General features: G+C 57.6%; 19 protein-coding genes. All 19 read right to left on the bottom strand.

The features are described from left to right. Positions 1 to 177: 177 nt before the first annotated feature. The 19 genes from KJS55_RS10700 to KJS55_RS10610 all read right to left on the bottom strand — a co-directional run bounded on the left by KJS55_RS10700 (position 178) and on the right by KJS55_RS10610 (position 23,018). Positions 178 to 1,590 carry an FtsX-like permease family protein gene (locus KJS55_RS10700; RefSeq protein WP_187029686.1) on the bottom strand — a complete coding sequence of 471 codons (1,413 nt, stop codon included), beginning with the start codon at positions 1,588 to 1,590 and terminating at the stop codon, positions 178 to 180. Then, complete coding sequence (locus tag KJS55_RS10695; RefSeq protein WP_283093715.1) at positions 1,583 to 2,350, bottom strand: ABC transporter ATP-binding protein; 768 nt, start codon at positions 2,348 to 2,350, stop codon at positions 1,583 to 1,585. Before KJS55_RS10695 ends, KJS55_RS10700 begins: the two co-directional genes overlap by 8 nt. A gap of 129 nt (positions 2,351 to 2,479) precedes the next feature. Then, positions 2,480 to 3,643, bottom strand: coding sequence for a hypothetical protein (locus KJS55_RS10690; RefSeq protein WP_213543317.1), 1,164 nt, complete (start codon positions 3,641 to 3,643; stop codon positions 2,480 to 2,482). After that, positions 3,640 to 4,113 carry an RNA polymerase sigma factor gene (locus tag KJS55_RS10685; RefSeq protein ID WP_213543316.1) on the bottom strand — a complete coding sequence of 158 codons (474 nt, stop codon included), beginning with the start codon at positions 4,111 to 4,113 and terminating at the stop codon, positions 3,640 to 3,642. The genes KJS55_RS10690 and KJS55_RS10685 overlap by 4 nt, the downstream gene beginning before the upstream one ends. Positions 4,114 to 4,282: 169 nt before the next feature. Beyond that, complete coding sequence (locus KJS55_RS10680) at positions 4,283 to 4,681, bottom strand: signal peptidase II (protein ID WP_187029678.1); 399 nt, start codon at positions 4,679 to 4,681, stop codon at positions 4,283 to 4,285. Next, entirely contained in the window at positions 4,675 to 7,353 is a 2,679-nt protein-coding gene (locus KJS55_RS10675; protein WP_187029676.1) for a translation factor GTPase family protein, read from the bottom strand. Before KJS55_RS10675 ends, KJS55_RS10680 begins: the two co-directional genes overlap by 7 nt. 207 nt (positions 7,354 to 7,560) lie before the next feature. Further along, on the bottom strand, positions 7,561 to 11,088 hold the full coding sequence (nifJ, locus tag KJS55_RS10670) for a pyruvate:ferredoxin (flavodoxin) oxidoreductase (protein ID WP_213543315.1): 3,528 nt from the start codon (positions 11,086 to 11,088) through the stop codon (positions 7,561 to 7,563). 123 nt (positions 11,089 to 11,211) lie between these two features. Continuing rightward, a complete protein-coding gene (lpdD, locus tag KJS55_RS10665) occupies positions 11,212 to 11,568 on the bottom strand; it encodes a prenylated flavin chaperone LpdD (protein WP_187029672.1) in 357 nt (118 codons plus the stop codon). Continuing rightward, positions 11,565 to 12,134 carry a UbiX family flavin prenyltransferase gene (locus tag KJS55_RS10660; RefSeq protein WP_228300515.1) on the bottom strand — a complete coding sequence of 190 codons (570 nt, stop codon included), beginning with the start codon at positions 12,132 to 12,134 and terminating at the stop codon, positions 11,565 to 11,567. The genes lpdD and KJS55_RS10660 overlap by 4 nt, the downstream gene beginning before the upstream one ends. A 34-nt stretch (positions 12,135 to 12,168) precedes the next feature. Then, the gene (locus tag KJS55_RS10655) at positions 12,169 to 13,041 is read right to left on the bottom strand and encodes a DMT family transporter (RefSeq protein WP_213543314.1); all 873 of its coding nucleotides are present in this window, start codon (positions 13,039 to 13,041) and stop codon (positions 12,169 to 12,171) included. An 84-nt stretch (positions 13,042 to 13,125) separates the two neighbouring features. Beyond that, entirely contained in the window at positions 13,126 to 14,676 is a 1,551-nt protein-coding gene (locus tag KJS55_RS10650) for a tripartite tricarboxylate transporter permease (protein ID WP_187029666.1), read from the bottom strand. A gap of 20 nt (positions 14,677 to 14,696) precedes the next feature. After that, a complete protein-coding gene (locus KJS55_RS10645) occupies positions 14,697 to 15,164 on the bottom strand; it encodes a tripartite tricarboxylate transporter TctB family protein (protein ID WP_213543313.1) in 468 nt (155 codons plus the stop codon). Positions 15,165 to 15,305: 141 nt separating this feature from the next. Continuing rightward, positions 15,306 to 16,442 (bottom strand): tripartite tricarboxylate transporter substrate binding protein, encoded by a 1,137-nt coding sequence (locus tag KJS55_RS10640; protein WP_187029662.1) that lies wholly within the window; start codon positions 16,440 to 16,442, stop codon positions 15,306 to 15,308. Between the two features lie 53 nt (positions 16,443 to 16,495). Further along, the gene (locus KJS55_RS10635) at positions 16,496 to 17,389 is read right to left on the bottom strand and encodes an NAD(P)-dependent oxidoreductase (RefSeq protein WP_187029660.1); all 894 of its coding nucleotides are present in this window, start codon (positions 17,387 to 17,389) and stop codon (positions 16,496 to 16,498) included. A 329-nt stretch (positions 17,390 to 17,718) separates the two neighbouring features. Then, on the bottom strand, positions 17,719 to 18,630 hold the full coding sequence (locus KJS55_RS10630; RefSeq protein ID WP_187029658.1) for a malate dehydrogenase: 912 nt from the start codon (positions 18,628 to 18,630) through the stop codon (positions 17,719 to 17,721). A gap of 22 nt (positions 18,631 to 18,652) precedes the next feature. Then, a complete protein-coding gene (locus tag KJS55_RS10625; protein WP_187029656.1) occupies positions 18,653 to 19,519 on the bottom strand; it encodes a thiamine pyrophosphate-dependent enzyme in 867 nt (288 codons plus the stop codon). A gap of 19 nt (positions 19,520 to 19,538) precedes the next feature. After that, positions 19,539 to 20,717 (bottom strand): pyruvate synthase subunit PorA, encoded by a 1,179-nt coding sequence (locus tag KJS55_RS10620; protein ID WP_187029654.1) that lies wholly within the window; start codon positions 20,715 to 20,717, stop codon positions 19,539 to 19,541. Between the two features lie 17 nt (positions 20,718 to 20,734). After that, positions 20,735 to 21,619, bottom strand: coding sequence for a 2-oxoacid:acceptor oxidoreductase family protein (locus KJS55_RS10615; protein WP_187029652.1), 885 nt, complete (start codon positions 21,617 to 21,619; stop codon positions 20,735 to 20,737). Positions 21,620 to 21,701: 82 nt separating this feature from the next. Next, positions 21,702 to 23,018, bottom strand: a complete 1,317-nt coding sequence (locus KJS55_RS10610; protein ID WP_213543312.1) for an acetyl-CoA hydrolase/transferase family protein — start codon at positions 23,016 to 23,018, stop codon at positions 21,702 to 21,704. Positions 23,019 to 23,302: the final 284 nt, after the last annotated feature.

Below are 23,302 nucleotides of genomic sequence, written 5' to 3'. Positions count from 1 at the left end.
CCATTTCTTCAACAATCTGCTTCCTCGCCTTATCTGTATTATCTATAATAGTACAGTTGATACAGTTTGTCAAGATACTGTTAAGGAAAATATATCGTTTTTTCTGTTGTTTCTCTATCGAAACTCCGTGAAATTCTGATGAAATCTGTGTGTCAGGCGGAAAGCAACACCCAAGTTCTATTCTGTCTCTCTCACCACCCGGTTATAAGTGCGAGCCGTCAGAATAAAAACCAGCGCATAGACGATGCAGAACACCGCCAGCGTTCCGCCAGCGCAGGCGGCAAAAAGAGGTGCGTTCTGTAGTCCGAAGAGCTCCAGCATCCGGCAGAGCATGGGGGATGCCGCCAACAGATGCAGCCCTGCCATGCCCAGCGGCAGGAAAAATACCAGCAGAATCTGACTGCGGATGGAGCCTCGGACCTCCTCCGGTGTCATACCTACCTGCTGCATGATCCGATAGCGGTCCCGGTCCTCATAGCCTTCTGAGAGCTGTTTATAATAGATGATCAGCACCGTGGCCAGCAAAAACACCGCCCCCAAAAACAGTCCCAGGAACAAGAACCCTCCGTACATCACAGCGTACTCCTGTAGCATCTCCGCAGCCTCGGCAGTGCTGAGGGCGTTCTCCGCCGCACGTTGTGCCGCCATCTGCTCCAACCCGAAATACAAACAGGCGGTGGTCGACACCGTCACCAGCACCATGGTGGAGAGAATACAGATGTTGGAAAGTCCTGCCGCGTTCTGCTTCATCCGGTACAGCATCCCAGATACTGCGGTGAAGTGCCGCGTCTGATAGTAAAAATTGTGGTTGGCCCGCAAGGCCTTGAGCAGGGCGATGGAGCCGGCGGTAAAGATGCAGTATGTCCCCACCATGACCAGAAGCACTGCGCCGAAGAACCATACCATGGCCTCTACCGGGTCCTGAATCGTGACAGCCAGGCCGTAACCGCCGGCCAGAGTCACAAGCCCCACGAGCGCCAGCAGGCGCTTTGTTTTTGGTTCGCGCTCCCCGGTCTGAGCGGAGCGCAGCAGTTCCACCGGCCGGGACCTGTGCAGGCGCGCGAAATTAGCCAGCAGCGTCAGACCAAAGAGGATGATAAACAGCTGCACCGTCTCCCACATGGCCCGGCCGCTGAGATGCACGGTGAATTCCATAGGAAACCGGATCATTCCCAGCAGCAGCGGCGGCACCAGATAGGATAGCACCCCTCCCGCTACCAGTCCCAATCCCAAGGCCGCCAGCGCACAGTACAGCGTCTCCCAGAGCATCACCCAGGCCAGATGTCTCTTTTCCAGCCCCAACACGTGATAGAGCCCTAGCTCCCGATGCCGCCGTTTCATGACGAAACTGTTGGCATAGAGCAAAATAACCGCCGCGAAGATCCCCACCACGGCGCAGCCAATGCTCATCATGGATTGAAGATATGCCGCGCCGCGCACCGAAGCCAGCGTCTCCGTCCCCGCCAGAAAGCGCAGCACGTAATACATCCCTACGGTGCCGCCGCAGGAGACGAGATAGGGGCCGTAAAACCGCCGGTTTCTCGTCAGGTTCACCAGAGCCAGCCGAGGAAAGAAGCTATACTCACGCATCCTGCTCCCCTCCCTGAGTAAGTCCCGTCAGAACGTCAGAGATGCGCCGGACCTGGTGTTCCCGACTCTCTCCCTCCCGAAAGAGCTGATGATAGACTCTGCCATCCCGCAGAAATAATACCCGGCCGGCGTGGCTGGCAGCCTCTACCGAGTGCGTAACCATCACAATGGTCTGCCCCTCCCGGTTAATAGCCTCAAACAGCTCCAGCAGACGCGCAGAGGCCCGGGAGTCCAGGGCTCCAGTAGGCTCATCTGCCAAAATCAGCTCCGGCGCCGTAATCAGTGCCCTGGCCACCGCCGCGCGCTGTTTCTGTCCGCCGGATACCTCATAGGGATACTTGGAGAGCAGCTCCGAGATTCCTAGACGCTGTGCCAAAGGCATAAGCTTGCGCTCCATTGCAGCGGGCCGCTCCCCTGCCAGCACCAGCGGCAGGAGGATATTATCCCGCAGGGAAAAGGTATCCAGCAGATTGAAGTCCTGAAACACGAATCCCAGATGAGATCGGCGGAACGCCGCCAGCTGTTTCTCCCGGATGGCAGAGAGGGACCTGCCGCCGAGCAGTACCTCTCCCGCTGTGGAGCGGTCCAGTGCTGCTAAAATATTCAGTAATGTGGTCTTGCCGGACCCGGACTCTCCCATAATGGCCACATACTCCCCCGGCTCCACGGTAAAAGACACATCGGCCAGGGCCTGCACCTGGTGAGCACCAAAACGGGTCGTATAGGTTTTCTGTAAATGCTGCACATCCAATAACGGCATCATGCGGCGCCTCCTTATATGATTGTATTGGTGTATTACGTATCTAGTACAATAGCACAGAAAAATTCCTCTGTCAATCCCTTCTGAAAAAAAGCGGAGGAATTGCTTCCTCCGCCTCAGACCGTGGATTCAGTTGTCTCCGGCGGACAGCGCCGCGCCGGAGGGTTTTGTCCGGAGGACCTCTGTGTCGTCGGGATTGGCATGCCAGTCGGGAGAGCGGGTGCCGTCCCACAGTCCCGCCAGGGACTCCTCCATCTCCTGAACTGCCTGCTTATACGCCTCCTCAGAGAGGGTCCCGTTTTCCACCGCCTCCGCCAGACGCTTCGATTCCCGTTCCATGTAGGCCTCGTATTCCGCGGCGGCCTGGGCCTGCATGGCGGTAACGGTGCCATGGCCCGGCACTTCTACAAGCTCGATGCCGCCGGGAGTCTCCACTTCCGCCACTTTCGGGGCCTCCTGCTCAAGAGCCGCTAGTTCCTTGTCGGTCATGGGTTCTGTAGGCAGGCCGGCAGCCTCCACCAAGGCCCGGGCGGCCTCAGGATCGGACTGACTCGCATCCAGAGGCAGGGTAAACATGCAGCCCACCACATCTTCCCGCATGGTAATGGAGCCGTCCTCCGCCACGGAGAACTCCTTATAGGAAGGCACAAAGCCCTGATACACCGCCAGATACACGGTGCGGTCCGCAAACAGCTGGATATCCTGCGTGTCCAGCAGGTAATAGGCCACTCCACTCTCTAGGAAGGAGGCGCAGCTGCCATCCAGAGTGAACACGTTCACAGCATGGGGCGGATAGCCCTCCGCCAGAGGCGTAATGGTGAAGGTACCACTGGCCGACACGTCGTAGTTCTCATCCGTCAGGGGCGCACCGTCGGTCCGAGCCACGGATACCACGGCGTAAGTACGGCTCTCCTCCACGTCGCCGCACCAGTTGGAGATACCCGTACCGGAGACCAGGCCCCCCAGAGTAACCGTGTACTCTCCCGCCTGAGCGGTCTCGTTCAGGACCAGCGCCTCATCCCCGTCAAAGGCCTGAGCCAACAGCGGGTCGTCGATCTCTTCCGCTACCTGGGCGGGACTGAGCCACAGCACAGCTGCGGACACAGACAATGCCAGAGCGGCCACGGCGGCGGCAAGAGTTACCGCCAGCTTGCGATGCTTAGAAAACGTCATGGTCATCTTCTCCTTTTCCTGATTCCGGGCGCGGTCCTGCAACAGCTTGATGGTCCGCGTCTCGAAGTCGTCGGAGAAGGGGATGTCGTCAAAGGCCCTGCGATAGGTTTCGCGGTTCATGAAATCTCCTCCTTGATCAGCCGCCGCAGCCGTTCCCGGCCGCGCGCCAGGCGGGTGCCCACCGTGGGGGCAGGCACGCCCAGCAGTTTTGCGATCTCCTTGATGGAATACCCCTCATAATAGTGCAGGTACAGCACGGCACTGTACTTCTCCGGCAGACTGCGGACCGCGGCCAACAGCCCGCTCTCTTCCGTCTGTACTCCGGCGGCCTCTTCCAGAGGGACATTCTTGCGGGCCGCTGCCCTTTGTATGTCGGCGGCCCTGTGAAGGGTGGTGCGGATCAGCCATGCCTTCTCGTGTTGTGCGTCCCGAAACCGCGGGCTTGCGGTCAGCAGACGCAGGAATGCCTCCTGCACGGCGTCCTCTGCGTCGGCGGGGCTGTGCAGGCGGGTGCAGGCCAGCCGCAACAGCATGGGGCTGTATTCCGCCACCAGGCGGCTGATGGAATCATCGGTACCAGATGGATACACGCAGCTCTCACTCCCTTCACTGAGAACACGAACCAAGGCCGGCAAATTTTTCGGCCGGCAAAAATAAAAAGGGACCGCCCTCGGGCGGTCCCTTCCTTGATGGCGGCAAAATAGCCGGACAAACTGATTTCCTGTCCCCTTTCCTGAGAAGCCGCTCCGAGTATTCTTCTCAGTGTTTCTTTCGCAGCAGCGCCAGTACGCCGGCCAGAATCGCAAAGTCCGCCAGGTTGAAGACATAGTGCCGCAGCGGACCCGGCGCTTTAGGGAAGTGGACATAATCAAAGACCCGCCCATGGCAAAGCCGTTCCCAGAGGTTGCTGGCGCCTCCGCCCAGTAATAGTCCCGCACCCACGGGGTTTCGGCCACGGCACAGCCACACCCAGGTCAGGCACAGCCCCGAGAGGGCCGCTACCGCCCGCCGTCCCACGGGAAGGCCAAAAGCCGCGCCCCGGTTCCATAGGGGCTTAAACTGTATCACGCCCCCGGCGGAGGCAGGGTGGTCCCAGAGAAGGCGGCGGGTCAAGGCGCAAAGAGCTGCCACCACAGCGGCAATGCCACCTGTCAGCACTTCGATTCCTCCTCTCTTCGGGCTTTTTCCAGAGCGGCCCGCAGCGCACCGCTTTTGAGACGGCGGTTGTTGCTCTCCAGCACGCCGGCAATCTGGCCCTGGACGTGCTCCATCTCCTGGCGGAATGCCGATGCGGAGAGCCGCAGCGCGCCGTGGCCCAAAATGATCAGCTGCTCTGGGCCGTCGGAAGTGGCCACCTTCACCCGGTGTTTCCTGCCGATTTCGTAGGTAGCCCGCTCGATATAAGCGTCGGCGGTCTCCGCCTCTTTCGTATAGACCACGTGGATGTTGTGGTACTTCTCCACGCTGCCCTGTCCGCCCTTGACTTTGTAGGCGTCAAAGACCGCGATAACCTCACACTTTTGAAAGCCCTGGTAGTTGCACAGCAGATCGCACAGGGCCTTCCGTGCGGCATCCAGATTCTCCCGAGCAATAGCCTTCAGCTCGTCCCAAGCGAAGATGATGTTGTACCCGTCCACCAGCAAGTACTCCGGGCCGGACGCCTGCTCCCGGATGGTCCGGGCCGCGCCCTCCGCCACAGGGCGCTTCGGCTCCCGGGGCGGCACAAAGGCCCGTCGCTTCACCGGGCCGTAAGTCCGCTCAAAGATGGCCCGCAACTCCTCGTCCTGCTCCAGTGTGCCCGCGTAGGAGCGCCGCTCCCGGGGAGCCGGTTCCTCCGGATCTTCCTCCTCCGGCGTGTCCAGGGCGAGTCCGCTTTCCAGGTGAGCGGCGGCGCGCACCTGGTCCCAGGGCACGGAGTAGCCACCGCCGTGGGCGCAGAATACGGAGTCCGCCGGGTTCTCCACATCCCGCTCCGGGTCGTAACCGGCGGCAGCGATCACCTCCTCCGCACCGGCGCAGGGGCGATACCCCCCCGGCTGGCACAAAAGTCGTCCCTGTCCCCGGGTATAGGCCGCCACCTCCCGAGCATAGCCCTGCATGGCTCCTACCGGCGCCACGCCGGTCAGCACCGCCGTCCCTCCTCCGTCCAGTTCCGGCGGGGCCGTCTCCCCGTTCATCCGCTGCAAATCGCTCATGGCCCGCCCCACCTGCTCCGCCGGCAGCTCCAGGCGGAACTCATACCAGGGCTCCAGCAACACGCTCTCCGCCTGCATGAGCCCCTGACGCACCGCCCGATAGGTGGCCTGGCGGAAGTCGCCGCCTTCCGTGTGCTTGTCATGGGCACGGCCGGTCAGAAGCGTAATCTTCATATCCGTGATGGGGGAGCCGGTCAGCACCCCCGGGTGCTCCCGCTCCGCCAGATGGGTCAGCACCAGCCGCTGCCAGTTCAAATCCAGTACGTCTGTTGGGCAGGCGGAGGCAAAGTGCAGCCCGCTCCCCCGCTCTCCGGGCTCCAGTAGGAGATGAACCTCCGCATAGTGACGCAGCGGCTCGAAGTGGCCGATGCCGATCACCGGGGCAGCGATCGTCTCCCGGTAGCAGATAGTGCCGCTGCCAAAGGCCACTTCCATGCCAAACCGCTCTTGGATCAGGCGTTGGAGAATCTCCAGCTGTATCTCTCCCATCAGCTGCATATGGATTTCCCGAGTCCCCTCGTTCCAGAGAAGGTGCAGCTGGGGATCTTCTTCCTCCAGCTGCCGCAGACGGCCCAGGGCTGTATAGGGGTCCGTACCGTCGGTCAGCCCTACCTGATAAGTCAAAACTGGCTCCAGTACTGGCCCCTCCCAATCGGCTTCAAAGCCCAGCCCGTCTCCCGGGCGGGTATGGCTCAACCCGGTTACGGCACAGACAGTGCCCGCCGGAGCCTCCTCCACCGTGTGGAACTTGGCGCCGGAGTATACCCGCAGCTGGTCTGCTTTTTCCGTCCAGGAACACTCCTCCGAATCGTCCGGGCGTTGGTTGGTCAATAAGTCCTTCACCCGAAGCGTACCGCCTGTGACCTTGAGGTAGGTGAGACGATTCCCCTGGGGGTCCCGGGCGATCTTGAAAACCCGCGCTCCGAATTCCTCCGGATACCGGGGCGCTGACGCAAAGCGGCTCAGGCCCTCCAGAAAAGCGTCCACCCCCTCCACCTTGAGAGCGGAACCGAAAAAGCAGAGGAAGAGCTTCCGCTCCGCCACCAATGCCGCAACATCCCTGTCGGAGACCTCTCCGGTCTCCAGGTACCGTTCCAGCACCGCCTCATCACACACAGCGGCCTCCTCCGCCCAATGGGGTGTGGTCAAGTCCACACAGGCATCGTCCAAGGATCGCTTCAGATCCGCCAGCAAGGCTCCGCGCTTCGCCCCTGCCAGGTCCATCTTGTTCACAAAGATAAAAACCGGCACACCGTAGCGCTCCAGCAGCCGCCACAGCGTCCGGGTGTGCGCCTGGACACCGTCGGTACCGCTGATCACCAAAATTGCGCAATCCAGCACCCGTAGCGTCCGCTCTGCCTCGGTAGAGAAGTCCACATGGCCGGGGGTATCCAGCAGCGTCATCGTCCCCCACGGCAGCGAGAGCTCTGCCTGCTTGGAAAAGATCGTGATACCCCGCTCCCGCTCCATGTGATCGGTATCCAAAAAGGCGTCCTGGTGGTCCACCCGGCCCAGACGGCGCAGGGCGCCGCTCTGGTACAGCATAGCCTCTGACAGTGTGGTTTTACCCGCATCCACATGGGCAAACAGGCCTGTGCAAATATGTTTTTCGTTCCCTGCTGTCTGTCCGCCCATAGTAAGGCCCTCCCCTCATAAAAATATCCTGCGAATAGTATATCACAGGAGCCGGTAATAGTCGAGCCATCTGTGCAAGTCGCCGTATTTTTCTTCGCCCTCCTAGCCCGCGCCGGCTTACACCTTCCGTAACACCGGAGGCGGAGCGGCTGAGCCGCTCCGCCTCCGGTGTTAAAGGGAGAGAGTCTATGGAAAGAATAAATGGTATTAGCCCTCGTTGCAGCTCTTTTCCAGCCGCACATAGGTTTTATAGCGCTCATTTGCCTCGCGCTGTGCCTGCGCAAACAGCTTTTCGGCCATTTCAGGATATTTGACCTTCAGTCCGGCATACCGGACCTCGCCTTCAAAGAACTCACTGACCGGCAGGGAGGGCTCCTTGTAGTCCAGAGAGAACGGCTTTTCCGCCTTGTCGGGGTTATAGCGGTAGAGAGGCCACAGGCCACAGTCAACAGCCTTTTTCATCTCCGCCTGGACGCTGCTCATGCCGGCCTTGATGCCGTGGTTGATGCAGGGGGCATAGGCGATGATGATAGAGGGGCCCTTGTGCTCTACGGCTTCAGTGACAGCCTTCATCAGCTGCGCAGGATTAGCTCCCATGGCAACGGAGGCCACGTACACGTTCGGATAGGTCATCATCAATCGACCCAAATCCTTCTTAGCGGTCTTTTTGCCTCCGTCAGCGAACTTCGCGGAGGCGCCCACGGGAGTGGCCTTGGAGGACTGCCCACCGGTGTTGGAATACACCTCCGTGTCCACCACGAATATATTGACGTCCTCACCGGAAGCGATGACGTGATCCAGGCCTCCGTAGCCAATATCATAGGCCCAGCCATCGCCGCCAAAGAGCCATACCACCTTCTTGCTCAGCTGATCCCGGTGCAACAGGATGTCGCCCGCCAAGCCTCTGGCCTCTCCGGTGAGCTCCGCCGCCTCCAGGGCCGACACTAGGGCGCGGGCATCCGCGTCGTTAGCGTCCAGATCGTCGAAAGAGGCGATCCAGGCGTTGATCGCACTCTCCAGCTCGGTACCTGTCACCATAGGCAGCAGCTTCTCTGCCTGGAGTCTCACAGCGCCGCGGCGTTGCTTGACGGCCAGTGCCATGCCAAGGCCGTTCTCCGCCTGGTCTTCAAACAGCGTGCCGTAGAAAGCGGGACCTCGACCCTCCTTGTTCACGGTGTAGGGCAGAGAAGGGAATGCACCGGCCCAGGCCAGGGAGCAGCCCACGCCATTGACCCAGTAGGTCTTCTCGCCGTACAGCTGCGTCAGGAGCTTGGCATAGGGCGTCTCACCGCAGCCGGCGCAGGCGCCTGAGAACTCCACCAGAGGCTGGCTGAACTGGCTGCCCTTCAGGGTCTTACGGTTGAACACACCCGGCTTGTCGGAAAGGGACAGTGCATAATTCCAGTTGGTCTCGTCGTACATCGTGTCATCCACAGGCCGCATGGTCAGCGCCTTGTCCTTGGCCAGGCAGGAGGCCGCGCAAGATCCGCAACCGGTGCAGTCCATCGTGCTGACCTGCAGGCGGTATTTCAGGCCCTGCGCGCCCTTGGCATCCACCAGGGTAAAGCCGGCGGGAGCCGCCTGGGCCTCCGCCTCATCCACCAGGTAGGCACGGATGGCCGCGTGGGGGCAGACAAAGGTGCACTGGTTGCACTGCAGGCACTTGGTGGGGTCCCAGCTGGGCAGTGCGCTGGCAATTCCACGTTTATCGTACTTGGAGGTTCCCAGTGGATAGGTGCCGTCCTGGTGGGCCAGGAACGTGGACACGGGCAGATCGTCGCCCCGCTGACGGTTACAGGGAACCACAATCTTCTTCACCACATCGGGCAGATCCTCATCCACCGTGTGGTCATCGGCGGCCTGAGACCAGACCTCGGGAACCTCTATCTTCACGGGGCTGTTGATGCCGGCGTCCACAGCGGCCAGATTCATGCTGACGACCTTCTCACCCTTCTTGGCATAGGTCTTTCGAGCGGCCTCCTTCATATAGCGGACGGCCTCCTCCACAGGCATGACATTGGCCAGTTTGAAGAATGCGGACTGCAAAATCAGATTGGCGTGGTTGCCGAGGCCCAGCTCCCGGGCTATCCGGTTGGCGTCCACGGTGTAAAACTGTATCCGGTGATCAGCAATATACTTTTTCACATCGCCGGGCAGGTTCCTCTCCAGTTCCTCGCCGGTCCAGGAAGTGTTCAGCAGGAAAGTACCGCCGTCCTTGATCTCGTGGATCATATCATAGCGGGTAATGTAAGACTGGGCGTGGCATGCCAGGAAGTCCGCAGCCTTGATGAGATAGGTGGAACGGATAGGGCTTTTGCTGAAACGCAGGTGGCTTTTGGTGATGCCATAGGATTTCTTGGAGTCGTACTCAAAGTACGCCTGGGTGTACATCCCGGCGTGATCACCGATGATCTTGGCAGAGTTCTTGTTGGCGCCTACCGTGCCGTCGGAACCAAGACCCCAGAATTTGCAACTGACAGTGTCCCCGGACTCAGTGATGAGGGGTTCCTCCACATTCAGGCTCAGGTGGGTCACATCGTCCACCACACCGATGGTAAACATCTGCCGGGGCTCCTCTGAGGCCATGTTGTCGAACACAGCCTTGATCTGGGCGGGTGTGACGTCCTTAGAGGCCAAGCCGTAGCGGCCGCCGAAGATGGCTGGGGCATTCCTGTTATTGGCATAAGCGGCGCAGACATCCAGATAGACGGCGCCGGCAATCGCGCCGGGCTCCTTGGAGCGGTCCATAGCTGTGACCTTCTTCACAGTTTTCGGCATGGCGCTGAGGAAGTATTCCATGTCAAACGGCCGGTACAGGTGAATCTGCAGCATGCCGACCTTTTCGCCTCTGGCATTCAGGAAATCCACGACCTCCCGGGTAGCCTCGCAGGCGGAACCCAGCAGGACAACGACGCGCTCCGCGTCTTTGGCTCCGTAATAGTTGAAAATGTGGTAATCCCGGCCAGTGATCCTGTTGATCTCCAGCATGTAGTTCTCCACAATGCCCGGAATGGCGTTATAAGCGCCGTTGTTGGCCTCCTGGGACTGATAGTAGACATCGGGCCCCTGGACGGTGGTACGTTGAACGGGATGCTCAGGGTTCATGGCAATACGGTGGTACGCCTCCAGAGCGTCGCGGTCCATCAGCTTCGCAACCGCGTCTAGGTCAATGGTCTCAATCTTCTGAATCTCGTGAGAGGTGCGGAAGCCGTCAAAGAAGTGCATGAAGGGCACCCGGGTCTTGACGGTGGTTAGATGGGCGATAGCGGCCAGGTCCATGACCTCCTGGACGCTGGCGGTGGATAGCATGGTTACGCCGCAGGCGCGGCAACTCATGACGTCCTGGTGGTCTCCGAAGATGTTGTTGGCATGCTGTGCCACCGAGCGTGCAGCCACGTGGAACACGGCAGGCATCCGGTGACCGGCCATAATGTACAGGTTCGGAATCATCAGTAGCAAGCCCTGGGAAGAGGTAAAGGTGGTGGCCATGGCGCCGGCCTCCGCCGCGCCGTGCAGAGCGCCGGAGGCGCCACCCTCGGACTGCATTTCCACCAAGGTGACGGGCTGGCCGAACATGTTCTTGCGTCCGGCCGCGGCCCACTCGTCAACCCTCTCACTCATAGGAGAAGATGGGGTAATGGGGAAAATGCCAGCGATGTCGGTAAAGTGGTAGGCAACGGTGGCGCAGGCCTCATTCCCGTCCATCGTTTTCATAATTTTTTTCTTAACAGACATGACGTCCCCTCCTTTTTGATATTATCAAACATCGTTCTTATTTATTGATAAGAATATTTAAAAATGTTTTCTTCGGTTTGTCAAGAGAAATCTCAACTTTTTTTAAAAAAGCCGCGCTGGCTCCTATATCTCCCGGATTTTTTCAAGAAACCGCTCTGTGAGGCCAGCGGCCATCTCAACCAGCTGCTCAACCTCGGCCTTCTCTGCTGCGTCAATATGGATGCCGCAGCTCACCAGAACCGTCTTTTGCAGCACCGCGCAACAGCGGACGGCACAGGAAAATGCCAGCTCCGTCTCCCGATGCCCTGGCACCGTTACGACGCTACACTCGACGCGCTCCCCCTGCCACCATGCCGCTGCTGCCGCTCCGATGTGCGGCCGTTCACCGCCGCTTAGCGTGATCGACCAGTCATCTCCGATCCGCTCCCAGCACAGGCTGACATTCAAGCGGCTGCTCCCAGTATTCAGCATCCCCGTCATGTGTGATACTCCCACCTGTCCATATCGTTTTCGTAGATACCGAAGCTGTCAAGGACCTTGCACGCGATATGCCGCACCATATCTGAAATGGACTCCGGGCGATTATAGAACGTCATCACAGGCGGAATGATCGTGCACCCCAGTTCGGCCAGCGTCAGCAGGTTCCGGCAGTGGATCACGTTCATAGGCGCCTCGCGGGGAACCAAGGTTAGCTGCCGGCGTTCCTTCAGCACGACATCTGCCGCCCGCAGCAGCAGGTTGTCGGTATAGCCGCAGGCAATCCCGGCCACGGTCTTCATGCTGCACGGCACGATGACCATGCCCTCTGTCCGAAATGTTCCGCTGGCGACGGAATTTCCGATGTCTCGTGGGCTGCAGACTACGTCGGCAAGCGCTTTCAGCTGATCCACACCCGGTGCATATTCAATCTCCGCGGTTGTCTCTGCGGCCGGTGTCATAATCAAAAATGTGCGCCAGTCCGACTCCCGCTTCAACCGTTCCAGCACAGCGGCCGCGATGGCCGTGCCTGATGCGCCGCTGATCCCAACGATCACATGTTTCATCATACCGCCTCCCAAGCAATTCGTCTCCGTGTCTCCGTTAACTCCTCCGGTCTTCTCGGCCACTCCAGAACGAGAGAGCCGCGCCGGTCAGAATCAGCGCGATGCCGATTCCTGTTCCCAGGATCAGATGCTCGTTCCACAGGAAACTCCCGAACACCGCGGAAAAGATGATGGAGAGATAATTATATATGGATATTTTCCCCGCAGCGGCATACTGGTAGGCCGACGTGTTCAGCTGGTTAAAGAGCAGCGCCGCCAGTCCCAGGCAGACCAGCTTAAACCACTCCGCGCCCACGGGCATCACAAACCCGCCCATCAGCATCACAGGAAACGCCACCAAAATGGAGACAACATTATAATAAAACACGATGGTGGGCGTGTCCACATCATGTTTCAGCTTTCTCACCAGCGTGTACGAGCAGCCCGTGATCACCGCTGACGCAAATGCAACAAGATATCCGGCACCCACGCCCTCGAAGGTAGGTCGGATAATGCAAAGCGCCCCGGCGAAGCTGATCAACAGCGCCAGGAGGTGGTTCCTGCGGATCTCCTCCTTCAGGAATAGTCCGGCCAGGATGCTGACGATGAACGGGCTCAAGTTGACCAGTGCCATGGTCTCCGCAAGGGGGATCATCGCGAGAGCCGCATAATAGGTAAAGGCCCCCATAGCTCCGCTCAAGCCCCGCAGAATCAGGAGAAACCGATGCTTTCTCCCCAGCTTTTGATGCCGGAGCACCATGGAGCCGCTACCCACCAGAAGCATCACAAGCGCCCGGAAAAAGACAATTTCCATTGTGGGAAGCGCCCCCCCGATCCACTTGACGCAAACAGAGATCAGGGAATAGAACAGCGCGCTGAGAATTGCCAGAGATACGCCCTTTTGGGCGTCTGTCATTTTGATTGCCATCATGGACCTCCCAGGCAGGATTCGCTGTGAATGGCAAACACCCCTGCCGCCTGCTCTTTTAGGCGGCGGGGGTGTCTTGTGGGATGGTTATGCCTCTTCAGAAACAGCTTCTTGTAGATTCTTCTCAATCTCCTCCATTTCTTCGTCCGTCTTTGTCGTTGTTTTGGAGGTCTTGAAACTAAGGATGATCATGAAAATCAGGAAAATGGAAATCGCGATACCAATGGGGCGAGTCACCATGCCGATGGGGTCATTAGGATACTGCAAGATGGACCGCCGGAAGTACTCGTCCAGGGTCCGGCCGATCAGCAGTCCCAGCAGCATGGGAGGAATCGGATACTTGTAGATCTTCATCAGCATGCCCAGAACGCCGAAGAACAGCAGCATCAGCACGCTGGTCATGGTATAGGTCGTGGCGTAGGAACCAACTACGCAGAACACCACAACAAACGGCATCAGCAGGTTGTTGTCAACCGTTAGGAACTTGATGGCGAACCGGGACAGGAAAAAGCCCACAACGGCCAGCAGAATACCGGCCAGGACCATCAGAACCGTGATCTTGCAGAGGATGCCGGGTGCGTCGTTCATGAGTGTGGGACCGGGACGGAAGCCCAGCAGGAACAGTGCTGCGATAAACACCGAGGTCGTTGCACTGCCGGGAATGCCCAGCGCCAAGCTGGGGATCAAGGCACCGACCGTGGACGCATTATTGGCAATCTCCGCGGCGATGACGCCCGCAGGCTCGCCCTTTCCGAATTTCTCCGGATGCTTGGCCCCTTTCTTCGCCAGATCATAGGAGAACCAACAGGCTGCGGACTCACCGATGCCCGGGATGAAGCCGACCCACATGCCGGCAAACAGGCTGCGGAGGATGTTCAGCTTGTTGCGGCCGAACTCGCGGAGATTGATCTTGGGGAAGCCAGACTGTCCAGTGACCTTGATGGGGGAGTTTTCACGCAGTGTGAAGAACACCTCGCCCAGGCCGAACAGACCCAGAATGGCCACCGTGCTGTTCAGACCGCTCATCAGCGCAGGCTTTCCAAAGGTCAGCACCTGCACGGACTGAATGGTTTCGCAGCCCACCAGCGCCAGGATTACGCCTAACAGAGCGGAAATCCACCCGCGCACCACATCCTTGCCCACCAGGGAGCCGACGATGATCAGTCCGAACAGACAGAATAAAAAGACCTCCCAGTTGCCAAACTTCAAGGCAACCGTGGCGACGAACGGCTGAATAAAGAACACGATGATCATAGACGCGACGCAGGCAAAGATGGAGGAGTAGAGCGTGTAGCCAACCGCTTCCGCGCCGCGTCCCTTTCTTGCCAGGGGGTACCCATCCACAACGGTGGCCGCGGCGGCGGCTGTGCCCGGAATGTTAGCTAGACATGCCGTAATGCCGCCTGTTGAGATGGCAGCCACCAGAATTCCCAGCAGCAGCGCCAGTGCATGGTTGGTTTCCATCTTATAGATAATGCCAAGAACCAGCGCCATGCCCATCGTGGGACCCAGGCCTGGGATCACGCCGATGATATAGCCCAGTATAACGCCGCCCAGCAGGATCAGCAGTGTCCAGGGATCTGTGATGATATCCAACAGTGTGGAGGGAAGATAGGACCATTCTGCTACAATTGACATACTTTCTTATCCTCCTTGTTTCACAGCATGGGAATCTTGAGGTTGATCAGCAGCGGCATGCCATATAACCCCAGCGCAATCACCAGAATCGCAAAAAACACGATCTGCCAGCTCTTTCTGGCCTTCCAATTCAGGAAGAACACCAACGCGAATGCGTAGACGATGGTGGGAATCATGAACTTGAACATGTATGCGGCAAAAATATACGCAGCTGTCAGAACCAGTACAACGCCCATGCGAGTCCACTCCGCCTTTGTCAGGCTGGCGCTCTTATCCTTGCCGCCCACCTGCTTGAGGAAGAGTACCGCGCCCAGGATCAAGACCCCCGCGCTCATCACAATGGGAACAAACTTGGCCTGCGCCAGCACATTCGCCATTCCCTCCTGCTTAATGGGGTTGTTGGGAATGTTGATGGAGTTGACCAGCAGGAAAAGGCCGATCAGCATGATGACAATTCCCTCTGCGCCTTGTTTCAGCTTTTGTGCCAAACCAGATACCTCCTTCGTATCGCGGCCATACCCTCACGTATGGCTTCCTTGTTTCCAGTCAAAATACAGCTTCCCCGAATGGGCAGAGGAGCGGTATCTCCTCTGCCCATTAATGGATCATGCGTGCTGAGAGCACCGTTCTCAGGCGGCGGGCCAGGGGATTAGGTCGGAGGTGTCCACGTTGTCCCAACTGTATTCTGCAGAGGATGCGATGCCAAGATCAGCAGCGCTGACGGTGGTCATATCCAAGCTCTCCAACAGCTCTACATAGACGGCCTCGCCCTCGGAGAGGAGCTTGTCGGCCTCATCACCGGTGATGGCAGCAGGTTTGATGCCGATTTCCTCACAGTAAGCCTTAAACTCTTCGGAATCCACGGCATCCTGCCATGCCTGCTGGAAGGCTAGGACCTGTTCGGCAGGGGCGGTCCGAGGAAGGGCCACGCCCCACATGGCCAACTTGTTGGTGGTCTCCGCAATCTCAGGTTTCTCGCCGTCCAGTGTGGGGATTGTAATCTCCGTATCGTCTGCCATGGTAACAATCTTGTCGCTTTCGCCGGTGCAGGCCAGAGGCTTCAGGTCTCCGGATTCAATCAGGTCATACACGTCGCCGTAGGCGATGAACAGATAATCGATCTCACCGCCCATAACGCCGATTGCAGCGGCGCGACCGCCGGAATAGGGAACATGGTTGGTCTCAATACCGAACGCGTTGCAGAAGGTAACGGCGGCCAGATGCCCGACGCTGCCCAGGCCGGGGTTGCCGGAGCTCAGTTTGCCGGGATTGGCAGCGGCATAATCCACGAAGTCCTGATAGGTTTCAAAATCAGAGCTGCCCGCCACGACCAGGACGAAGTCCGTTTGGCAGCTGATAAACGTGTACCAGTCCTTCCAGCTCATATCGTTATAGCCCATGGCGCGCCAGGTGTTAATCGCGGAGATCATACCGCCCCAGGCGGTTTCGCCGTCGGTGCCCTCCGCAGTCACCTGCGTGGCGGCAATGGAGCCAGAAGCGCCGTTGACATTGGTACAGTTGTTGTTGCAGCCTAGTTCCTGGGACATCAGGGCTGCCACCTTGCGTGCCACCAAATCCGTGGTACCGCCGGCTGACCAGCCGACCACGCAGTTGATGGTTCCGTTGTTCGGGTAGTCAGGGTTTGCCACAGCGCCGCTTCCGTCTCCGACGGAGTCGTCTGCGGGAGCGGTATCGCCTCCGCAGCCGGCCAGAATCGCAGTCATCATCATGGCCGCCATCAACAGGGACAACAATTTCTTTTTCATGTCAATACTCCTTTTTTCTTTTTAAGCATTACTGCTTTGCTCGCTTCCATCCATCAGAGTACTCCTGTTCTCTCCCAGAGGGTATACAGCTCGTCCAGACTGCTGCACAGAGGCAGTGGGTCCATTTTTGTGTAACCGTACTCCGCATACCACTTGAGCTTTTGGAAGGCTGCCTCCGCCATGAGAGAGTTCAGGCCCAACTCATCCTCCAACTCCCTGCATTCCAACGCCTCATAGGATCGCCGCTCCGCGTGCAGAACACCGCTTGTCACCAGCTGTCCACAAAAGCGGGTGAAGCCCAGTTTTTGGAAGGACGCCTCAATGCCCTCCACGATCTCCTTCTCAATCCCAAGCTTTCTCGCCGTCATGAGCGTCTCCAGGGTCAGTGCCTCTACGCCCTTGACGAAAATGCTGCGGGTGAGCTTCATTTTGACAGCCCTTCCGGCCTCTTCCCCCACATATGTAAGGTTCATGCCAAGCGGGGTCATGAGCCGGATCATCTCCTTCGCCCCATTTCCGCAGACATACATAGGCGTCCGATGCTGGTAGATGGGAACTGCTCCCATTACGGAGGCATCCACATACAAATACCCCCTCTCTGCAAATGACCGTCCAAGTTCTTCCTTTACCGATGGCTTATTGGTGGTCAGATCGCAAAAGATGTGCTCCTTCGTCATATAAGGCAGGGCCTCCATGGCCGCGTCCCTTGCAAACTTTGCCGGGACGACCAGGAAAATAATCCTGCTACGCCTCATCAGCTGTTCGATAGACTCCACTGGGGTCACGTCTGTCTCCTGCAGGCGCTCCCCCAGCAATTTTTTCTGTCCTCCCTTTGTGTTCATTGCCACATCATAGGCGGCGTTTTCCGTGATGCCCTGTGTGTGAAAACCACATGCGATCTGAGACGCCGCCTCCCCAAAGCCAAGAAACCCAAGGCTGTGTTCCATGCCTCGTACCCCCCCCAACATAGTTCATTATTATCAAATACAGTTTTGTATTTTTAGGAAAGAAAAAGTCTCTTTCCGGGTACAAACATTTTCAACAAATGCCGGAAGAGCTTTCCATATCATTCTAGTAATTTTATATATAATACATTTCAGTAAAACTGTCAATATATTTTCATTATAACAGCATTATCTTCGGCAATATCAAACATTAATAGAGTGATTTTTTGTAGAATAATGATAGCACTCTCCCCAGCCGCGCGGTGGAACCGGGCATCGACATCTCCACCTCGGTGCCCGGTCCAGCCTAAACTTGGCTCCTGTAACCGCACTTACAGGTTGGTCCAGGAAATCTGTTCCTTAATTTTTGCAACCGCTGCGTCCATCTCTGCCTTCTGTCCATTGTTCAGAGGCAGCGTGATCTCCTCCACGCCGTTTTTCCCCAGCCTACACAGCGCGCCACAGGCAACGTCGTTGTAGCCAAACTCTCCGCCGAACACCGCAGAACAGGGCAGCAGCTTTTTGCTGTCCGTCATGATCGCCTCAATCATCTCTGCCAGATTGACACCGGAGGTCCAGCCGGTGCTGCGCTTGATGCCCAGACCAGAAAATTCCTTGAACCACTCCTTCGTTAAACAGATGACGGTCTCCGTCTCCTCCGCCGTCAGGGTGAGTGGCTGCCCGTCATAGGTCATCTGGTCCAGCAGACGCACCTGTGCGTCGCCATGCTCACCGATACATACACACTCCAGCCGACGGTAATCCAGCCCCTTGACCTCCGCCACAGCCCACTTCAGACGCATCGTATCATTGGAGGAAAAGCCGATCACCTTGCTGCGGTCACTGCCCATCAGTTTCCAGCCGACATAGGTAAAAACATCCACCGGGTTGGTGCAAATGATCACGATAGGGTCCTGCCTGCACACAGCCTTGATCTCCGCGGTAATCGGGCCAAGAAGCCCCATGTTGTCCTTAAGGCGTTCGCTGCGGTCTGTGACCTGGCGGGTGGACATATTCGCTGTCACCAGAATCACCTCGCAGTCGCCAAGGTCCGCGTAATGTGCGGGAGTAATCTTGGTTCTGGAGAAGGGCAGGATGGCCTGGCCCATGTCCATGGCCTGATTTTTCGCGGCATTGTCATTCAGATCGACCAGCTTGATCTCGTCCAGAATGTCCCGCATGCCAAGCACAAACGCGGTGGTGGACCCCAAAAGGCCGGCGCCGCCTATGATTCCTAATTTCATCTCATCGCCTCCCCGTCTTCATTCAGTTCTTACAAAGGCGTGCCACATGCTCATAGCGGGTGTCCACATCCTTTTGCAGGAAGTCCAACTCCTCCGGCGTCAGGTGAGCGAAACGGCGCATGTACTTGGTGAATTCCGTGATCGGCTTCCGGGGCTGCGTCTTGACGGTCATGCGGAATTCGCCGTACTCTGCCTCCCAAAGGGGGAAGTAGTTCGTCTGGGTGGCCATACGGGACATCTCGATAGCCTTGTCTCCGGGCGCCTTCCAGCCAGTGGGGCATGCGGAGAGGACGTGCAGATAGGCAAAGCCGTGCTTGGTGGCGTCAACCGCTTTCTTCAGCTTTTCCTTGAAATCTTTCATATAGGCAGGGTTACAGGTGGAGGCATAGGCGCAGCCATGCTCCGCCATCAAAACAGCGACGGGCTTGGGGCTGGCTTTTTTGCCGCGGCTGTTGGTGTCGATGGGTGTGGTATTCGTCCAGGCCCCCCAAGGCGTAGTAGAGGAGCGCTGGATACCTGTATTCATATAGGCCTCGTTGTCATAGCAAATGTACAAAATTCGCTCGCCGCGCTCTGCAGCCGCGGATACGCAGCCGAAGGCGATGTCGGCGGTAGTGCCGTCGCCGGCAATACAAAGGCAAGTCGTGTCCTTGCCCTGGCGGCGCAGAGCGCGGGAAACACCGGAGGCGCTGGAGGCCATGTTGGTCATCATGGTGCCGTAGTACTGGACTCCGGTCTTTTCCTGCATCACGCAACAGCAGGGGCCGCCGAAGAGAATGGTGTCCTCGCCACACGCCTCGACGGCCATACGGACAATCAGCTCCATCATGCAGCTCTCGCACAGGGGCAGACCCGGAGAAACCAGGTTTTCTTTCACATTCACAGACATTTTCTATTGCCTCCCTTTCTTAGTCTTCCCAGCTCAGCCAGTTGCACTCGTCCACGGTCTCGCCCTTTGCGGCGGCCAGTGTGATGGCCAGAGCACGTTCAATATGTTCGATGGTCACATCCGTGCTGGACAGGCCGTCGATGAAGTTCACCAGCTTGGGGGCATCCTCCATGCCGCAGAGCGCGGCCTGGGTCTCCTGCATCAGGTGTCCGCAGTCCCAGCCTAAGCAGATACTGCGGTCGATGATGCCAACGGCCTTTTTCCCCTTCAGAATGCGCCGCAGTTCCTCCTTGGGATAGGGGCGGAACATGCGCTCTCGGATCAGTCCCACGTTCAGACCGTACTCGCGGGCGGAGTCCACCACAGCCTTTGCATTGCCTGCGGCGGAGCCGGCGGTCATCAGCAGGACGTCAGCATCCTGGGAGAAATACTCCTCAATCATACCGCCATACTTTCTTCCAAAGATCTCCTCAAATTCCCTCTCAATTCTGGGAAATACCTCCTTGGCCTTTTCAATTGCCTTCTGTGTCTGGTAGCGGTACTTGATAAAGTTCACGCCGGAATAGCCTACATCAAACTGCATTGCCCTGCCGTCCTGAAATGTCGTCCGGTTGCAGCCGGAGACCGGCTCCAGGAACTGGTCAACCTGCTCTTGCGTGGGAACATCGACAGGTTCATAGGCGTGGGACATATAGAAGCCGTCGCTGGCCACCATCACAGGCAGCAGAATCTCAGGGTCCTCCGCCAGACGATAGGCCATCAAGACAGAGTCAAGAACCTCCTGCGGGGAGGCGGGGTCCAACTCCAGCCAGCCGCAGTCTCTCACGGTCATAACATCCTGGCGGCTGGTGCTGACGCCGCGCTGGGCAGGGGTCTCCCGGGTCACGTCTACCATGACGGCGGGAATCCGCATGCCGGCACAGACCATCAGCGGCTCGTTCATGTAGGCAAGCCCCCAGGAGGAGGTTGCCGTAAAGACACGTGCGCCCACCGTGCTGGCGCCGATGATTGCGCTCATCGCGGAGTGCTCGCCCTCCACCTCGATAATATCGCAGTCCAGCTCGCCGGCCGCGACGACCTTGGTAATATCCTCGGAAATCTGGGACTGCGGAGTGATGGGATACACGGCTGCCACTTCCACACGGGCCAGCTTTGCACCATAGACGGCAGCCTTGTTACCACTTAAAACCTTCAGCATTTCTTGTTACCTCCCTCTTATTTCTCTTCCAGCTGCATAGAGATCGTCTTCTTGGGGCATTCGTTCACACAGATACCGCACCCCTTGCAATAGTCATAATCGGGGACGTAATAGCCCTCGTTGTCCGTCTTGATGCACTGGACAGGACAATAGGAGGCGCAGATTCCGCACTTGACGCAGTTCTCCTTCTCCACCACGGGACGGCGGAATCTCCAGGTCCCCGTGGCGGCGATCTGATAGGTCTCGGAGGTGTCGCCCCAAGGAGCCTCGTAGGCGGGTTTGGGCGGTTGTTTACAGGAGGTAATGTGCTCCAGAAACAGCGGTTTGGCCTTTTCTTCCTTCTCGACATTGTCGTAATCGTAAATGACAGCCTCATCATAGCCGCGCTTCATGGCGGTCTCGTTCTTCTTGGCCATCGCGGGACCTAGGCCTGTCACCATGGCGGCCTGTAGGTCCTCGATTCCCACCATACCGGTGGCCTTCGCAAAGGTGCCCAGCATAATCATGTTGGTAATATTCTTCTTAATGGTTTCAAAGGCGATCTTCAGTCCGTCCACCATCACGATTCTTCCGGGCTTGACACCGGAGGCTAGAACCTCGTTGACATCTGTACCGCAGGCAACGATGGTCCCGCCGTTGCGGAAGCCCTCATAGGTCTCGGGCTTGCTCAGCAAAGAAGGATCAAACACCATTAAAATGTCTGGGTGATAGCACTTGCTCTTCTCCCGGACAGGCGCATCCGCAACCCGCGCAAACGCGATGACCGCAGTGCCTCTTCGCTCAATGCCGAACGAGGGAAAAACAGAGCAGTACTTTCCCTGCTTCATCATGGCGTTGGACATGACCTCAGCTGCGACGACAACACCCTGGCCGCCACGGCCATGCAATCTGATCTCACTCATTGTTCACCATTCCTTTTCTCGTTTTTTGTTCTTGCTTGGGACTTGATTGACACAGATATCCTCTAACTCCTCTGGGGCCGTGTCAGATGAAGTAGCCAGCCTTTCTGGCCTCATACGTCAGCTGCTCACGGAACTGGGGGTGCGCGATGGAAATCATGGCCCGGGCACGCTCCGCAATGCTGCGGAAGCGGATCTCCGCGACACCGTACTCCGTCACAATGTACTGCACGTCGGCCCGAGAGCCTGTGACACCAGAACCGGGGGCCAGCGCCAGGTTGATCTTGGAGAAGAGCGTTCCATCTTTTTTCTTACCGGTGGAATTGATGAGAATGTAGGACTGTCCGCCAGGGGCCAGCTTGGCTCCGCGGATAAAGTCCGCCTGCCCGCCCGGGCCGCTGAAGGTGGTGGTGCCAATGCTCTCCGAACAGACCTGACCGGTCAGATCCACCGCAATCGCGGAGTTGATGGAGATGAAGTTCGTAAGCTCTGCGACCACATACGGATCGTTGACCCAGGAAATTGGGTTCATCTCAATGTCGGGGTTGTTGTCCACGAAATCGTAAATTTCCTGGGTGGCCCGCTGTCCGCCTGCGAACGCAAACACGGTCTTTCCGGGTTTCAAGGATTTCCGGCTGTTGTTAATGACGCCCTTTTTCATGAGATTCATCAGCGAGACGGAAAACATCTCCGTGTGAACGCCCAAGTCTTTGTGGCCGTCCAGCAGATTCCCCACTGCGTCGGGGATTCGCCCGACGCCGATCTGCAGCGTCGCGCCGTTGGGAATCCGGTCGGCGATCAGCTGTGCCGCCTTATAATCAGTCTCATCAAAAACTTCTTTCTTAGGGGCTGTGTACAGCTGCGCCTCCTCCTCAAAGACTGCAGTCACCTTACTGATATGGATCTTGTTGCACTCTCCCAGAATCCGAGGCAGCCGGGGGTTGACCTGAACTACGATCCTCTCCGCCATCTCAATGCCGATGGCGTGGCCTAAGGAATTGAAGCCCATGGTGAAATAACCCTCGCTGTCCATGGGGGTACACTGAACAAACATAAAAGTAGGCTTGATTCTCTGCTGTACCATGCGGTCTGTGTCGCTATAGTGGGCCAGAATGGTTCCCTGCGGGAAGCCATCCTTTGCGGCAGCCCGCATTGGAGGGCTGACAAATGTTCCGTAATGCGTGATATGTCCCTCGGTCTGGCCTCTCAGAAACGGATAATCCTGGTTCAGCATGAACATGGTGTAGAGCTCCACATTTTCCAGCTGCTCGCTTCTCTCACAGAGGCTCTCCAAAAACACATTTGCTCCACCATAGACCATGATCCTGTCGTTGGATTTGACCAAATCCATCGCCGTGGATTTATCCGTCAGCTTTGACCGATATATTCCTTCATAATTCATGGCGCTGTTCTCCTTACCCTGCAGTTTTGACACTTACATCTTTTATCTCAGATTACTTTCATTATATGGAGGATTTTTGCGTATCACAAACAGTATAAAATAGCGCCAATCACAAGTATTTCTTACCTTTCCCCACAGAAAGTTGCCGGCTTACAACAAAGAGTTGCTGGCCATTTTAGACAAAGTTTTTTCACCTAGGCCGCTGTTTTCAAGTCAATCGTGCAAGGAAATTTGACAAAAATCAAAAAACATGTTATTTTTATCATAAAAACTTATCGTTATTT

This window comes from Pusillibacter faecalis, assembly GCF_018408705.1.
Classification (GTDB): Bacteria; Bacillota; Clostridia; order Oscillospirales; family Oscillospiraceae; genus Oscillibacter; species Oscillibacter faecalis.
The sequence above is the reverse complement of the archived record's forward strand: the minus strand, read 5'-3'. Positions and strand labels throughout refer to the sequence as shown.

Bases quoted from the DNA above. Each gene is read 5' to 3' on its own strand.
- KJS55_RS10700 (WP_187029686.1), bottom strand. From the start codon at position 1,590: ATGCGTGAGTATAGCTTCTTTCCTCGGCTGGCTCTGGTGAACCTGACG.
- KJS55_RS10695 (WP_283093715.1), bottom strand. From the start codon at position 2,350: ATGCCGTTATTGGATGTGCAGCATTTACAGAAAACCTATACGACCCGT.
- KJS55_RS10690 (WP_213543317.1), bottom strand. From the start codon at position 3,643: ATGAACCGCGAAACCTATCGCAGGGCCTTTGACGACATCCCCTTCTCC.
- KJS55_RS10675 (WP_187029676.1), bottom strand. From the start codon at position 7,353: ATGGGCGGACAGACAGCAGGGAACGAAAAACATATTTGCACAGGCCTG.
- nifJ (WP_213543315.1), bottom strand. From the start codon at position 11,088: ATGTCTGTTAAGAAAAAAATTATGAAAACGATGGACGGGAATGAGGCC.
- lpdD (WP_187029672.1), bottom strand. From the start codon at position 11,568: ATGACGGGGATGCTGAATACTGGGAGCAGCCGCTTGAATGTCAGCCTG.
- KJS55_RS10660 (WP_228300515.1), bottom strand. From the start codon at position 12,134: ATGATGAAACATGTGATCGTTGGGATCAGCGGCGCATCAGGCACGGCC.
- KJS55_RS10655 (WP_213543314.1), bottom strand. From the start codon at position 13,041: ATGATGGCAATCAAAATGACAGACGCCCAAAAGGGCGTATCTCTGGCA.
- KJS55_RS10650 (WP_187029666.1), bottom strand. From the start codon at position 14,676: ATGTCAATTGTAGCAGAATGGTCCTATCTTCCCTCCACACTGTTGGAT.
- KJS55_RS10640 (WP_187029662.1), bottom strand. From the start codon at position 16,442: ATGAAAAAGAAATTGTTGTCCCTGTTGATGGCGGCCATGATGATGACT.
- KJS55_RS10635 (WP_187029660.1), bottom strand. From the start codon at position 17,389: ATGGAACACAGCCTTGGGTTTCTTGGCTTTGGGGAGGCGGCGTCTCAG.
- KJS55_RS10630 (WP_187029658.1), bottom strand. From the start codon at position 18,630: ATGAAATTAGGAATCATAGGCGGCGCCGGCCTTTTGGGGTCCACCACC.
- KJS55_RS10625 (WP_187029656.1), bottom strand. From the start codon at position 19,519: ATGTCTGTGAATGTGAAAGAAAACCTGGTTTCTCCGGGTCTGCCCCTG.
- KJS55_RS10620 (WP_187029654.1), bottom strand. From the start codon at position 20,717: ATGCTGAAGGTTTTAAGTGGTAACAAGGCTGCCGTCTATGGTGCAAAG.
- KJS55_RS10615 (WP_187029652.1), bottom strand. From the start codon at position 21,619: ATGAGTGAGATCAGATTGCATGGCCGTGGCGGCCAGGGTGTTGTCGTC.
- KJS55_RS10610 (WP_213543312.1), bottom strand. From the start codon at position 23,018: ATGAATTATGAAGGAATATATCGGTCAAAGCTGACGGATAAATCCACG.